Origin of the sequence: Marinobacterium sp. MBR-109 (genome assembly GCF_040547565.1) — a bacterium.
In the GTDB taxonomy this organism is placed as follows: Bacteria; Pseudomonadota; Gammaproteobacteria; order Pseudomonadales; family Balneatricaceae; genus Marinobacterium.
Map to the genome: position 1 here is coordinate 1 of NZ_JBEPPZ010000010.1, position 13,206 is coordinate 13,206.

13 protein-coding genes and 1 riboswitch are annotated in these 13,206 nt (G+C 57.1%); of the genes, 6 read left to right on the top strand and 7 right to left on the bottom strand.

Translation table 11 applies throughout. The features are described from left to right. Nucleotides 1-194 precede the first annotated feature (194 nt). The 3 genes from ABIE60_RS12715 to ABIE60_RS12725 all read right to left on the bottom strand — a co-directional run bounded on the left by ABIE60_RS12715 (nt 195) and on the right by ABIE60_RS12725 (nt 4,289). The gene (locus ABIE60_RS12715) at nt 195-641 is read right to left on the bottom strand and encodes a universal stress protein (RefSeq protein WP_354469871.1); all 447 of its coding nucleotides are present in this window, start codon (nt 639-641) and stop codon (nt 195-197) included. Then, nucleotides 641-3,238 carry a TRAP transporter permease gene (locus ABIE60_RS12720; RefSeq protein WP_354469873.1) on the bottom strand — a complete coding sequence of 866 codons (2,598 nt, stop codon included), beginning with the start codon at nt 3,236-3,238 and terminating at the stop codon, nt 641-643. Before ABIE60_RS12720 ends, ABIE60_RS12715 begins: the two co-directional genes overlap by 1 nt. A 70-nt stretch (nt 3,239-3,308) precedes the next feature. Then, nucleotides 3,309-4,289, bottom strand: coding sequence for a TAXI family TRAP transporter solute-binding subunit (locus ABIE60_RS12725; protein ID WP_354469875.1), 981 nt, complete (start codon nt 4,287-4,289; stop codon nt 3,309-3,311). 213 nt (nt 4,290-4,502) lie between these two features. Between ABIE60_RS12725 and pfkA the strand changes: the two genes are divergently transcribed. Both pfkA and ABIE60_RS12735 read left to right on the top strand, forming a co-directional pair. After that, nucleotides 4,503-5,507 (top strand): 6-phosphofructokinase, encoded by a 1,005-nt coding sequence (pfkA, locus tag ABIE60_RS12730; protein ID WP_354469876.1) that lies wholly within the window; start codon nt 4,503-4,505, stop codon nt 5,505-5,507. 11 nt (nt 5,508-5,518) lie between these two features. Continuing rightward, the gene (locus ABIE60_RS12735) at nt 5,519-6,124 is read left to right on the top strand and encodes a DUF502 domain-containing protein (protein WP_354469878.1); all 606 of its coding nucleotides are present in this window, start codon (nt 5,519-5,521) and stop codon (nt 6,122-6,124) included. Here the strand turns inward: ABIE60_RS12735 and ABIE60_RS12740 are convergent. The 4 genes from ABIE60_RS12740 to ABIE60_RS12755 all read right to left on the bottom strand — a co-directional run bounded on the left by ABIE60_RS12740 (nt 6,121) and on the right by ABIE60_RS12755 (nt 9,690). After that, nucleotides 6,121-6,762 carry an MBL fold metallo-hydrolase gene (locus tag ABIE60_RS12740; protein WP_354469880.1) on the bottom strand — a complete coding sequence of 214 codons (642 nt, stop codon included), beginning with the start codon at nt 6,760-6,762 and terminating at the stop codon, nt 6,121-6,123. The genes ABIE60_RS12735 and ABIE60_RS12740 overlap by 4 nt on opposite strands. Before the next feature lie 63 nt (nt 6,763-6,825). After that, nucleotides 6,826-8,454: a methyl-accepting chemotaxis protein gene (locus tag ABIE60_RS12745; RefSeq protein WP_354469882.1), complete on the bottom strand. Its 1,629-nt coding sequence runs from the start codon at nt 8,452-8,454 to the stop codon at nt 6,826-6,828. A 132-nt stretch (nt 8,455-8,586) separates the two neighbouring features. Further along, on the bottom strand, nt 8,587-9,483 hold the full coding sequence (locus ABIE60_RS12750) for a CHAD domain-containing protein (RefSeq protein WP_354469884.1): 897 nt from the start codon (nt 9,481-9,483) through the stop codon (nt 8,587-8,589). A 15-nt stretch (nt 9,484-9,498) separates the two neighbouring features. Next, nucleotides 9,499-9,690, bottom strand: coding sequence for a zinc ribbon domain-containing protein (locus ABIE60_RS12755; RefSeq protein ID WP_354469886.1), 192 nt, complete (start codon nt 9,688-9,690; stop codon nt 9,499-9,501). 100 nt (nt 9,691-9,790) lie between these two features. After that, a riboswitch (TPP riboswitch) is annotated at nt 9,791-9,887 on the top strand. Between the two features lie 57 nt (nt 9,888-9,944). Here ABIE60_RS12755 and thiD point away from each other — a divergent pair. Genes thiD through ABIE60_RS12775 form a run of 4 tightly spaced genes read left to right on the top strand, consistent with a single transcriptional unit; the run spans nt 9,945 to nt 13,203 of the window. Beyond that, complete coding sequence (gene thiD, locus ABIE60_RS12760; RefSeq protein ID WP_354469888.1) at nt 9,945-10,763, top strand: bifunctional hydroxymethylpyrimidine kinase/phosphomethylpyrimidine kinase; 819 nt, start codon at nt 9,945-9,947, stop codon at nt 10,761-10,763. Between the two features lie 3 nt (nt 10,764-10,766). Further along, nucleotides 10,767-11,504 (top strand): ABC transporter ATP-binding protein, encoded by a 738-nt coding sequence (locus ABIE60_RS12765; RefSeq protein ID WP_354469890.1) that lies wholly within the window; start codon nt 10,767-10,769, stop codon nt 11,502-11,504. Beyond that, complete coding sequence (locus ABIE60_RS12770) at nt 11,504-12,274, top strand: ABC transporter permease (protein ID WP_354470020.1); 771 nt, start codon at nt 11,504-11,506, stop codon at nt 12,272-12,274. Before ABIE60_RS12765 ends, ABIE60_RS12770 begins: the two co-directional genes overlap by 1 nt. Beyond that, nucleotides 12,271-13,203: an ABC transporter substrate-binding protein gene (locus ABIE60_RS12775; protein WP_354469892.1), complete on the top strand. Its 933-nt coding sequence runs from the start codon at nt 12,271-12,273 to the stop codon at nt 13,201-13,203. Before ABIE60_RS12770 ends, ABIE60_RS12775 begins: the two co-directional genes overlap by 4 nt. Nucleotides 13,204-13,206 lie beyond the last annotated feature (3 nt).

A 13,206-nucleotide genomic window follows, 5' to 3' on the forward strand; every position in this document is an offset into this window, starting at 1 on the left:
TTGACCAACCGCACCGTTGAACTGCTCGGTGCAACCTGTTGTCTCAAGCGAGGCGCGTATTCTACCGCAGCCCGTTTCAGTGTCAACCGTTTTTTCGTTTGTTTTCACTGCCTTGGCGGAGAAAACAACGCGCGGTCAGCGCTGATGAGGTGGCGTATTCTACAGCGATCCGGATTGCTGTCAACGCCCTGATATCACTTTTTTTGCTTTGTTTTACGCAGCACCATTACTGAGCAGTGCGCACGCTCAACCACCCGGGAGGTAACCGAGCCGATAAGGATATTTTCCATCCGCGAATAGTTGTGGCTGGGCATGACAATCAGATCAATACCAAGTTTTTCTGCCTGCTTGATTATCTGCTTGGCCGCATTGCCTTCACAGATATGTTCATGACAGTGCGTCAGTTCCGGAACGGTTTCCCTGATCAGCTGCGCGAGCTCACGCTCAAGCTCTCTCAACGCTTTCTCGACCGTATCTTCCGGAAAATAGGCGGCGACCATTGGCATATTGAGCCCGGGCATTACCGACATCACATGCAGCTCAGCCTCTGGCCCGGAAAGATAGCGCGCTGCCTCGCGCAACGCGTCCTGCGCTGTACTTCGATCCTGCATATCAACCGGCAGCAGTATTTTGTTAAACATCACGCCTCCTGTAGCTCTGGTTCAGATGCCCGTCTCCGACGTATCTGCAGCCAAGCCAGCGCAATCAGCAGCAGCAATGCCGGTAGATACATCCACTGTTTACCTGGTCGATCGGCCTCAACCTGAATGGACAGTATTTCCCAGTCAAAGTCGAAACCCGCATCCTGCGCCGCGCTGCCGAAGGCAACCAGGTCAACGATCACGCTTTCATCCTCGATACTGAGCATCAGACCCGCATTCTCAAGCCTCTCTGCTCCACTACTGCCCTCTTCCAGCGGCAGGCGCATCAATCGAGAGACTTCGTTGCCATCGATAGTCATTCCCCTGGCCTGAATCATCAGGTGGCCACCGGCAGGTACCTGCTCTGCCAGCTGCTCAATTTTCTGAGCCGGTTCATTGATGACGGGCGGGTAAATCTCATCCCACCAGAAGCCGGGACGGAAAAGCGTGAAGGCGACCAGCAACAGCAACAAGGTCTCATGCCACCGACTTTTCACCAGCCAGTATCCCTGAGTCGCTGCCGCAAAAATCAGCATCGCAATGACCGCAGTGGTGATAGTGACCAGAAGATGCGAGATACTTTGTATGCCTATCAGCAGTAATTCGGTGTTGAAGATGAACATAAAAGGCAAGATCGCCGTTCGTATGTCATAGGTAAACCCCTGAACACCTGTCCTGATCGGGTCTGAACGTGCAATGGCAGCGGCCGCAAATGCCGCCAGTCCAACCGGTGGCGTATCATCTGCCAGAATCCCGAAGTAGAACACAAACAGGTGCACCGCTATCAACGGCACAATCAATCCCTGCTGGGCACCCAGGGTTACGATAACCGGGGCCATCAGCGTGGATACGACAATATAGTTGGCTGTTGTCGGCAGCCCCATACCCAACAGCAAGCTGATAACAGCGGTGAACAACAGCATCAGCATAATGTTGCCAGCTGAAATGAACTCAACAAACTCGGTCATTACCAGACCGATACCGGTCAGCGTGACAGTACCCACAACAATACCCGCCGCAGCCGTTGCCACACCGATGCCGATCATATTGCGAGAGCCCGTAACCAGACCTTCAAGCAGATCGCAAAAACCTTCCTTTACCCCCTGCCCAAACGCACCCTGAGAGCGAAACATGGCCTTGATCGGTTTATGTGTAAGCACAATCACGATCATGAACAGAGTCGCCCAAAACGCCGACAGCCCCGGCGAAAAGCGCTCTACGGTCAGGCACCAAACGAGTACAAAAACCGGCAGCAGGAAGTAAAGCCCAGACTTGACTGTCGGCCCGGTTTCCGGGAGTTCGACAATATCGGAGTTGGGATCATCCAGCTTCAAGTCCGGGTAGGCCGCAGAGTGGCGTACCAGCCAGAGATAGGCCACAAGCACGATCGCGGCCATAATCCAGTAACTGGCACTGCCTATATAACTCTTGGTCCAGCCAAAGCCGTAATAGAGTCCTAGTGAAACAAGACATACCCCCACAACAATACCAACCCAGGTTGCCAGCCTTTGGGCGAGGGTGCCGCCATCATTACGCTTGGGCAGACCTTGCATACCCGCCTTCAGCGCTTCCAGATGCACAATATAAATCAGTGCAATATAAGAGATTAGCGCGGGCAAAATGGCATGCTGAATCACTTCAATATAGGAAATACCCACATATTCAACCATCAGGAAGGCCGCCGCCCCCATGATCGGTGGCGTCAGCTGACCGTTGGTGGACGCCGCCACTTCAACAGCCCCGGCCTTGTAAGCGGGAAAGCCCACGCGCTTCATCAATGGAATGGTAAAGGTACCCGTGGTTACCACATTGGCGATTGAGGAACCGGATATAAGGCCTGACAGTCCGGAAGACACTACTGCAGCCTTGGCAGGCCCACCACGCATGTGTCCCAACAGGGAAAATGAAACCTTGGTGAAGTAGTTGCCTGCACCCGCCTTTTCGAGCAATGCACCAAACAGTACGAACAGAAACACAAAGCTGGTGGATACGCCCAGCGCAACCCCAAACACCCCTTCGGTGGTTAACCACTGATGTGACATCGCCTTGTTGAGGCTGGCACCCTTGTGGGCAATCACATCCGGCATGTAAGGGCCTGCGAAGGTATATGTCAAAAATACTGCCGCAACGACCATAAGAGGAGGTCCCAGAGCACGCCGAGTTGCCTCAAGCAACAGCAGCATCCCCATCACCGCTACCACCACATCCGCGGTGGTTGGTGCACCTGAGCGACCGGCCAGCTCCGCTTCGAATATGACCAGATAGGCGGCAGAGAAGGCACCCAGAAGTGCAAATATCCAGTCCTGTATCGGAATATGGAAGCGTGGCGAGCGCTTCAGTGCCGGATAAGCCGTGTAGGACAGAAATATGGCAAATGCCAGATGGATGGCACGGGCCTTGGAGTCATTGATAGCCCCGAAGTCCAGCATAAAAGGGAGTGGCGAGGCATACCAGAGCTGAAACAGGGCCCAGGCCAGTGCAACCCCCCACAGAAGGCGCCCAGGCAGGCCCTTGGGAGAGCGAGCACCACTGTCGGACTGTGCGACCAGTGCCTGAATATCGTCATTGGAGGTTTGCTGTTTGTCTTCCTGAGTCACGATCTACACCCTTGTTTCAGACAGAAAAGAGGGGGTGAGCAGGGGGGCCAGGCCCCCCTGCTGCCGGGGCTTAAAGCAGGCCGGCTTCCTTGTAGTACTTCTCTGCCCCCGGGTGCAACGGTGCGGTCAGAGCATCTCGTACCATCTCTTCCTTGCTCAGGTTTTCAAAGGCCGGATGCAGCTTGCGGAAGGTATCGAAATTCTCGAATACGGCCTTAACCACATGATAAACTACATCGTCAGGTACACTGGCAGAGCTGACAATCGTAGCCCCCACACCAAAGGTTACAACATCATCAGGATTGCCCTGATACATGCCTCCGGGAATGGTCGCCTTGCGGTAGTAGCTGTTCTCGTTCACCAACATGTCGATGGTGCTGTCATTCACTTCAACCAGGTTGCTGTCACAGGAGGTAGTGGCTTCCTTGATCGCACCACTGGGGTGACCCACAACGTAGACCATGGCATCGATCTTGTTATCGCACAGTGCACTGGCCTGCTCGGAGGCCTTCAGTTCGGATGCCAGAGCAAAATCACTGTTGGTCCAGCCCTTGGCCTTCATGATGACTTCGATGGTACCGCGCTGACCTGAACCAGGGTTGCCAATATTGACCCGTTTGCCTTTGAGATCATTAAAGTTTTTGATACCAGCGCTGGCTCGCGCAACCACTGTGAACGGCTCGGGGTGAAGTGAGAATACGGAGCGCAGATCCTTGTTTGCCCCCTGCTCGGCAAAGGCATCCGTACCGTTGTAGGCATGGAACTGCCAATCGGACTGGGCAACCCCCATGTCCAGTTCTCCGGCGCGGATCGTATTCAGGTTGTAAATGGAGCCACCTGTGCTTTCGACCGAACAGCGAATGCCGTGATCGGAACGATCCTTGTTAACCAGACGGCAGATGGCACCGCCGGTGGGATAGTAGACTCCCGTCACCCCGCCGGTACCAATGGTAATGAAGCTTTCCGCACTCGCCGTTGCTGGTGCGGTCAGTCCTGCAGCCATTACACCTGCCGCCATCGCGGCTGAGATCAGTGTTTTTTTCAACGCCATGTTCAACTCTCCTGTTTGATCGGAAATCTGCGGCCACTCACCCGTACCGGGTCGGACTCAGAGTTTTCAGTATTGGCCAGCATTGCGCTGGCATCAACCTGTAACACACAATTTTTACTGCAAAAACCGTAACATGGATCGTTTCTACTTCTCTCACGATAGCGCAGTAATTCAGTTATAGTGTCAGCAGGCCCAATAACCGGGGAGTCGCTTATGTACAGTCTGCCTGATCTTGAACCCATACGTGATTTCGATGCCATTGCGGTGCTGACCAGTGGTGGAGACTCACCCGGCATGAACCCGGCCGTTCGAGGTGTCGTGCGAGCGGCCCTGAACAGCGGCGTGCAGGTGTACGGTATTCAGAAGGGGTACAGTGGGCTGGTTGCCGGAGATCTGCGCGTGATGACGTCATCCTCTGTTCGTAACATCGTGCAGCGCGGTGGCACCATTTTGAAAAGTGACCGCTGCGAGGCGTTCAAGGACCCGGAGATACGGCAGAAGGCCGCTGCCAATCTGAAGGCCGCCGGCGTTGGTGCTTTGATCGTGATTGGTGGCGACGGCTCGCTTACAGGTGCACATCTGCTGGCTGAAGAAAGCGATATCGCCGTTATCGGACTGCCCGGTACCATCGACAACGACATTTTCGGCACCGAAGACACCATCGGTTTTGATACCGCCGTCAATACCGCCCTGGATGCGATCGACAAGATTCGCGATACGGCCTCCTCCCATGAGCGTTACTTCCTGGTAGAGGTCATGGGCCGCAATTCCGGCTTTCTGGCCACTCATGTGGGCATTGCCGCCGGTGCCGAGATGGTGATAGTGCCTGAATATCAGGTGGATATTGAAGAGCTGGGGCGCCAGCTGTGTGAAAGTCGTCGAACGGGGAAGGGCTCCAGTGGCATTATTGTTGTCGCCGAGGGGCGTGAGCCCGGCCTTACCTACCGACTGGCTCAACAACTACAGCAACAGGGCGAAGACCCAAGGGTCTGTATTCTCGGTCACATCCAGCGCGGAGGGCATCCAAGTGGACATGATCGGGTACTGGCATCAGGTCTTGGCGCCATGGCCGTGAGCTACCTGCTGGCGGGTTATAACGACATTATGGTAGGCGTGGCTGAAGGTGCCATACTGGATATCCCACTCGACAGCGTGATCCGCTATCGCAAGGGGCTCGACCCTCAGCTGTTCGAGCTGGCCCTGCTGCTGCATAAATAAAAGGGATACCCATGAATACTCTTATTCGGCTGTTTTTCAAAGGACTGCTGGTACTGCTGCCGGCCGTCATCACCTTTTATCTGGTGTATGCCATTTTCATGGCGCTTAACAACACCCTGTTTTCGGCTCTTGGCCGGCTGTTTCAGCAGCTGCTGCCCCAGCTTGAGCCAGGCTGGCCCACCACCCTTTTGGCTATCGCCTCGACTCTGACGTTGATCACGATGGTGGGCATACTGGCCAATAACTATCTTGGTCGTTATCTGGTCAGGCAATTTGAGCTGCTGATGAAACGAATACCGCTGGTTAAGCTGCTCTACAACGCTGTCGGTGATCTGTTCAATGCCTTTTTGGGAGATGACAAGCGCTTCAACAAGCCGGTACTGGTCTGCTTGAGCGAAGAGGCCGGTATACGTGTTGCCGGATTCATCACGGCTGATGATCTGTCACACTGGGGGCTGAATGACGAGGTGGCTGTATATTTGCCACAGTCATACAACTTTGCCGGAAACCTGATTATCGTTCCTGCCAACCGGGTTACAACTCTGAACCACCCGGCTGGGGACGTTACCACCTTCATCGTCAGTGGTGGCGTTTCTTCAAAGAGTCGGGAGCATTAGCCAAACCGGCTCGCAATGAACGGGTTGGTCAGCCGTTCCTGACCGAAAGTCGACATGGGACCGTGCCCGGGTATGAAGCGTATTTCATCGCCCAATGGCAAAAGCTTTTCCTTGATCGAGCGGATAAGGGTGGCATGATCCCCCCGCGGGAAGTCCGTGCGGCCAATGGAGCCCTGAAACAGAACATCACCCACCAGTGCCAGTGACGAATCTGCGTGGTAAAACACGACGTGACCAGGCGTATGTCCCGGGCAGTGAATCACCTGCAGTTCAACCTCACCGAAGCTGACACGATCACCATCTTCCAGCCAACGGTCCGGCGTGAACACATCCACATTCGGAAAACCGAACATCTGACTCTGCTTGGGCAATCCCTCAATCCAGAACTCATCCTCGTGACCCGGCCCTTCAATGGTCAGGCCCAGCTCATGTGACAGCGCAGCGGTACCGCCGGCATGGTCTATATGAGCGTGAGTCAGCAGAATCTTTTCCAGCGTCACCCCTTCTTCGGCAATCGCAGCCTTGATAAGGTGCAGGTCTCCACCGGGGTCGACCACGGCTGCCTTGCCGGTCTTCTCACACCAGAGCAAGGTACAGTTCTGCTGGAACGGGGTTACCGGGATGATGCGATATTTCATAATTCTCCGCGCATGTTCATACATTTCGTCCCAGTATATCCCCCCGTTGGCGGCAGGCCCAGATCAGGTACTGAAGCGATTGATCTGCTGCTGCAGACTGCGTGACAGCTGCTGCAGCTGTTCACCACTTGCCGCCACAGTATTCGCGGCTGCTACCGTGCTTTCAGAAGCCTGGGTGATACGCAGCAGATTGGAGTTCATCTCCTCCGATACCTGACTTTGCTCTTCGGCCGCCGCCGCCACCTGTACACCCATATCACGAATATGTGCCATCTGTGCCACGATACGGCTCAGTTCCTTGCCTGCATGCTGAGCTGTCGTGACACTGGCATCCGCACGCTCCTTGGAGCGTTCCATCACTTCAACAGCCCTCTGCGCAGCCGAACGCAGACGGTCGTTCATGCTGCGAATTTCTTCGGTAGACCCCTGGGTCCGCTGTGCCAGCTGACGTACTTCATCAGCCACCACCGCAAAGCCCCGGCCGGACTCACCGGCTCGAGCCGCCTCAATCGCAGCATTCAGGGCCAGCAGATTGGTCTGTTCGGAAATAGCCTGGATCTGACCCAGTACCTGGCCGATCTGAACCGTGTCACCTTCCAGCGCCTGAATCACCTCAGCCGCTGCATCAACCTCGCGTGCCAGCGCCTGGATACGTTCAACGGTATCTTCAACATCATGATTGCCTTCATCGGCTTCATGGTCGGCACTTTCAATCGCAGCCGCTGTCTCACCGGCACTGCGGGCAACCTCATGCACACTGGCGGCCATCTCATTCATGGCGGTGGACAGCAGTTCAGCCTCCTGCGCCTGTGCATCCAGCGCGGAGCTGGTTTCCTCGGCACTGCGTGCCAGTTCCTCGGCGCTGGCTGATACCTGGGTCGCCGAGCCGGCAATCTGATGCACCAGATCCTGGAACACGCCCAGAGTCTCATCGATACGCCGACCCACCTTGCCCAGCTCATCCCGGCTGGTCAGTTCGGTACGCACCCGAAGATCACCGTTGGCAGCACGCTTCATCACGTCACTTATGGTTTCAAGCGGACGCGTGATGGTACGGCCCAGGGGAACGGCAACCAGTATCAGAATCAGCAAGGCTCCGAGCAGAGTCGCACCGATGCGCAACACATCCTGCATGAAAGAGGCATTCAGATCGTCCATATAGACCCCGGTACCAACCACCCAGCCCCATGGCTCAAACGGTTTGGCCAGTGTCAGCTTGGGCTGCGGTTCACTACTGCCGGCCTTGGGCCAGAGATAGCTGAACTCCTGTACCTGAGTGCCGCTGCCGATCATCGCTGCCATCTGGGCAAATACAGGCACTCCATCCGGCGTTTTGGCTGATTTCAGATTGCGGCCGACCTGAGATGCATCACCTCCATGTACCAGAATGTCGGCGTTGGAATTGAGGACAAAGAAATACTCGTTACCGGCATAACGCATGTTTTCCAGCAGAGTACGCGCCTGCTGCCGTGCTTCATCATTGCTCAGCTCACCCGCCTTCACCCGAGCCTGCAGGGAAGCGGTCAAGCTAAGAGTGGTGTCCAGTAATGCACTTAATTGAGCCTTGCGCTCCTGCTGAAGTGAGTGGCGCATATCCAGCAAGGCTGCCGATGTCAGGAACAGCAGCATCAAACCGGCAATACTGATCAATAGCCATAACTTGGCACGAACACTGAGGTTTTTGAAAAACATGGGGGCATACCTGCTTGATTCATAATTTGCGCAACTTCCGTCGCCTGATGCCCACAGATTAACACAGTGTCTATCGAGGTAAAGGCTCCTTAAATCATATGCTTATATACGAACTGTCTAATTTTTGAACGGCTAATGCTGCCAGCGGCGATACAACTGTTTTGCACGCTTGCTGGCCCCCTTCGCGTAGACCCCCTCGGCAAGGGCGTCAATCTCGGCAAGCGCTTTTTGACGGGCGGCCTCAATGCCAGTATTTACCTGATCCAGATCCTGTTGCCAGAAACAGGCGCGCGCACTTTGCATCTGTTCAGCCAGTACGTCCAGATCATGCAATCGCCCCAATGCACTGCCGAGTGTCTTAAGTCGAGGGGTCCATTTGGGCGCGGCCTCATCCAGCAACCAGCCACTCTGGAACAGTAACAACTTGACCCACTTTCTCCAGCGATGCATCGGCTCCATGGCATGCTTTTGCAGTGCTTCGTGGGCAATGTTGCTGCCCTTGCGGCAGGTTTGTTTCAGCCCCTTGTGCAGATGCCGTTTACGGATCGAACCCAGCTCAGCGGTCACAACGGCCTGCTCCAGCCGAAGCAGGGATTGCACCACCTGCAGCAAAGCCGGCTCATCAGCCGCCATACCCTGTTCAAGCACCTGTGCCAGCCCCGGCAACAGCCGTTGGCGAACATCCGGCGCAAGGTCTGCACTCACCCAATCCAACGTTTCCTGCATGACCTGCGCATCACGACTGGACGCGAGCGGCTTGGCCAGTCCCTTGCTCAACCGCTCAAGCCTGCGGTAGTCGACGGTTTTCAGCCCGGGTTTCAACAGGCGCCAGAGCGCGCGCAGGCGTTTACTGTCTACGCGTGTCTGGTGCACGATTTCTGTCAGCGACTCGGTATCGGCATCAGCCCGCAGCGCAAGTCGGTCACGCATATTGGCCAGCAGTTGCAGGGCACTGCAGCGTATTTCAACGTCCAGCGGCTGACTCGAATCCAGCAACCTCTGCCGGCTCTTTTCAATTTCAGGTTCCATAACGACTCCCTGTTACTAGCCACCTTCCCGCTCAACTCTGACCTCGGGGCGCTCCTGATTACCTATGCTGACCTGAACCAGGATCGGACTGCAGCAAACCGGGCAATCTTCTGTGTACTCCTGCTCAGGCTCAGTCACTTCGATCATCAGGCTGATCGGCTCACTGCACCAGGGGCACAACAGGTCGACATTCTCCAGCGGATTCATGACATCTACTCCTGCTCATAAAGCGCCGGCCTGATCTGAAAGCAGCCGGCATCTGGTTACAGCATAGACAGTGGTAGCGCTTGTGCCTAAACTAGCGACTGATTCTTGGTCGGGGTGCCCACACTGGATGGGCTGAGATGAGACCCGCTGAACCTGATCCGGCTTGTACCGGCGTAGGAAATCGAGATGACCGTTACTATCACTCCATGCATGCGCATGGCTGGTGCGGTTCTCTCCCGTACTGGAGCATCCGCATGACACAGACACTTACCCCCATTGCCCTCACTATTGCCGGTTCCGACAGCGGCGGCGGTGCCGGTATTCAGGCGGATCTGAAAACCTTTTCCGCACTCGGCGTATTCGGCACCTCGGTGATCACAGCCCTGACAGCACAAAACACCCGTGAAGTGCGCGCCATCCACGACGTTCCGCCCGCCTTTATCGCCGATCAGCTCAATACCGTGCTGGATGATATCCGCGTCGATGCGATCAAGATCGGCATGCTCAGCCGCCCGGAAACCATTACGACCATTGCTGCCATCCTGCGTGAGCGTGGCCTTGGCAATATCGTGCTTGACCCGGTCATGGTCGCCAAGAGCGGCGACAAGCTGCTGGCGGACGAGTCGGTTGAGGCGCTGCGCAGCGAGCTGCTGCCGCTGGCGACCCTGATCACCCCCAACCTGCCGGAAGCTGCCGTACTGCTGGGTGCGCCGGAAGCAACCGATACTGATGCGATGCTTTCACAATCCAGACAGCTGCTGGCCCTGGGCCCTCACGCGGTACTGGTCAAGGGCGGTCACCTGGCCAACTCTGCCAGTGACGACAGTATTGATCTGCTGCTGATGGAAGGGCAGGCCCACTGGTTGCCGGCAAGTCGGATTCCGACCGCCAACACCCATGGCACCGGCTGTACCCTCTCGTCCGCGATCGCCGCGGGACTGGCCAGGGGGCTGGATATTCACACTGCCGTAACCGAGGCCAAGGCCTATATCACGGCAGCCATCGCCGCAGCCGATCGGCTGCAGGTCGGCTCGGGACACGGCCCCACCCACCACTTTCACGCCTGGTGGTAAGCCTTGGATATTGAACTGCGTCAGGCCAGTCTGCACTGGCAGCAGCACTGCGTTTTCAACAATCTGGATTTGACCCTGCCCGGCGGTGAGTGGACCTCTATTCTGGGCCAGTCCGGTGTCGGCAAGAGTTCGCTGCTGCAGCTGCTCTGTGGCATTGCCGACGAGGCCAGCATCAGTGGCGAGATTCACTGCAGTGATGGCCTGCCGCTGGCCGGCCGTGTGGCCTGGATGTCCCAGCAGGACCTGCTGTTGCCTTGGCTGAGCCTGCTGGACAACGTGCTGCTCGGCGCCCGGCTGCAACAGGGCCGCAGACCCTCAGGCGAACAGCGTGAGTTGGCTCATTACCTGTTGCAGCAGGTCGGTCTGAGTGATCGCACCAGTGCCCTGCCGGCGCAGCTTTCCGGTGGCCAGCGTCAGCGTGCCGCGCTGGCCCGGACCCTGTTTCAGGATCAGCCACTGGTCTGCATGGATGAGCCCTTCTCCGCGCTGGATGCAATCAATCGGCTCAAACTGCAGGATCTGGCCGCCGAGCTGCTGGCCGATCGAACCGTGCTGATGATCACCCATGACCCGCTGGAAGCCCTGCGCCTGTCGGATCGTGTACTGGTGCTGCAAGGCTCCCCGGGACGTCTGTCGGACCCGATAGTACCGACCGGCAACACACCAAGACCGGTCACCGACCCTGCCCTGCTTGAGCTGCAGGCACAGCTGCTGCAGCTGCTGATGGAGGGCGCCGCATGATGCAGGTTTTGCGCCCACTGATCATCACCACCGGATTGCTGCTGATCTGGCAACTGATTGTCTGGCTGACCGATGCCCCCACATTCATTTTGCCCGGCCCCCTGCGCGTGCTGGAAACTCTGTTCAGTCAGTTTCCGCTGCTGATGAAGCACGCCGGTGTCACCCTGATCGAGATTTTGCTGGGCCTGATTCTCGGCGTGCTGCTGGGGCTGGCGAGCGCTCTCTCACTGGTGACCTGGGGTGGTCTGCGCCGCTGGCTGCTGCCGGTACTGGTGGTCAGTCAGGCGATCCCGGTCTTTGCACTGGCCCCGGTGTTGATGCTCTGGCTTGGTTACGGCATGGCCTCCAAGGTCGCCATGGCCACGCTGATCATCTATTTTCCAGTCACCGCCGCCTGCTTCGATGGCCTGCGCCAGACGCCCTCCGGCTATCTGCAGCTGGCGCGCACCCTCGGCGCCAGCCGACGTGCCCAGTTGTTGCAGATCCGCCTGCCTGCGGCCCTGCCCGCCCTTGGCTCCGGCCTGCGGGTCGCCGCATCGGTCGCACCCATTGGTGCCATCGTCGGTGAGTGGGTCGGCTCTTCCAGTGGGCTGGGATATCTGATGCTCAATGCCAATGCGCGCATGCAGGTAGACCTGATGTTCGCGGCCCTGCTGGTACTCGCCGTAATGGCGCTTGGACTCTATTTTTCCGTCAACCTGATCGCACGACGCCTCACTCCCTGGGTGAGCGAATCCACGTCGTCCGTACCCCGAGGTGATTCCCCATGAAACGATTGACTGCATTGCTCTGTGGCTGCCTGCTCTCGACCCAGCTGCTGGCGGCCGACAAGGTCGAACTTCTGCTCGACTGGTTCATCAACCCTGATCACGGCCCGCTGATCATTGCCCAACAGAACGGCTACTTCGCCGAGCAGGGGCTGGAGGTCAAACTGGTTGAACCCGCCGACCCCTCCATGCCACCCAAGCTGGTCGCTGCCGGCAAGGCTGACATGGCGATCAGCTATCAACCCCAGCTGCACCTTCAGGTGGACCAGGGGTTGCCGCTGATCCGAGTGGGCACGCTCGTCGCTACACCGTTGAACTCACTGGTGGTACTGAAAGACGGTCCGATCAACTCCATCGCAGACCTGAAAGGCAAGAAAGTGGGCTTCTCCGTCAGCGGTTTTGAAGACGCCCTGCTCAGCGCCATGCTTAACCGGCACGGACTGACGCCTGAGGATATCGAGCTGATCAACGTCAACTGGTCACTGTCGCCCTCATTGATCAGCGGTCAGGTGGATGCGGTGATTGGTGCCTTCCGCAACTTCGAGCTCAACCAGATGGATATCGAAGGCCACCCGGGCCGTGCCTTTTTCGTGGAAGAGGAAGGGGTACCCGCCTATGACGAGCTGATTCTGGTGGTCAACCGCCAGCAGCGGGACGATGATCGCTGGCACCGGGTACTGACGGCGCTTGAACAGGCGACCCAGTACATCATCAATCACCCGGATGCGGCCTGGGAAAGCTTTGTCAGTTACAAGCCGGATGAACTCAACACCGAACTGAACCGTCGAGCCTGGCGCGATACCCTCACCCGCTTTGCCCTGCGCCCTGCCGCGATGGACGAAGGCCGCTACCAACGCTTTGGTGCCTTCATGCAGGCCCAGGGGCTGACCCAAAGCAATCCAGCGGTCGACACCTACGCCATCAGCCCTTAAGGA

Bases quoted from the DNA above. Each gene is read 5' to 3' on its own strand.
- ABIE60_RS12750 (WP_354469884.1), bottom strand. From the start codon at position 9,483: ATGGAACCTGAAATTGAAAAGAGCCGGCAGAGGTTGCTGGATTCGAGT.
- ABIE60_RS12770 (WP_354470020.1), top strand. From the start codon at position 11,504: ATGCAGGTTTTGCGCCCACTGATCATCACCACCGGATTGCTGCTGATC.
- ABIE60_RS12755 (WP_354469886.1), bottom strand. From the start codon at position 9,690: ATGAATCCGCTGGAGAATGTCGACCTGTTGTGCCCCTGGTGCAGTGAG.
- ABIE60_RS12715 (WP_354469871.1), bottom strand. From the start codon at position 641: ATGTTTAACAAAATACTGCTGCCGGTTGATATGCAGGATCGAAGTACA.
- ABIE60_RS12745 (WP_354469882.1), bottom strand. From the start codon at position 8,454: ATGTTTTTCAAAAACCTCAGTGTTCGTGCCAAGTTATGGCTATTGATC.
- pfkA (WP_354469876.1), top strand. From the start codon at position 4,503: ATGTACAGTCTGCCTGATCTTGAACCCATACGTGATTTCGATGCCATT.
- ABIE60_RS12725 (WP_354469875.1), bottom strand. From the start codon at position 4,289: ATGGCGTTGAAAAAAACACTGATCTCAGCCGCGATGGCGGCAGGTGTA.
- thiD (WP_354469888.1), top strand. From the start codon at position 9,945: ATGACACAGACACTTACCCCCATTGCCCTCACTATTGCCGGTTCCGAC.
- ABIE60_RS12735 (WP_354469878.1), top strand. From the start codon at position 5,519: ATGAATACTCTTATTCGGCTGTTTTTCAAAGGACTGCTGGTACTGCTG.
- ABIE60_RS12775 (WP_354469892.1), top strand. From the start codon at position 12,271: ATGAAACGATTGACTGCATTGCTCTGTGGCTGCCTGCTCTCGACCCAG.
- ABIE60_RS12740 (WP_354469880.1), bottom strand. From the start codon at position 6,762: ATGAAATATCGCATCATCCCGGTAACCCCGTTCCAGCAGAACTGTACC.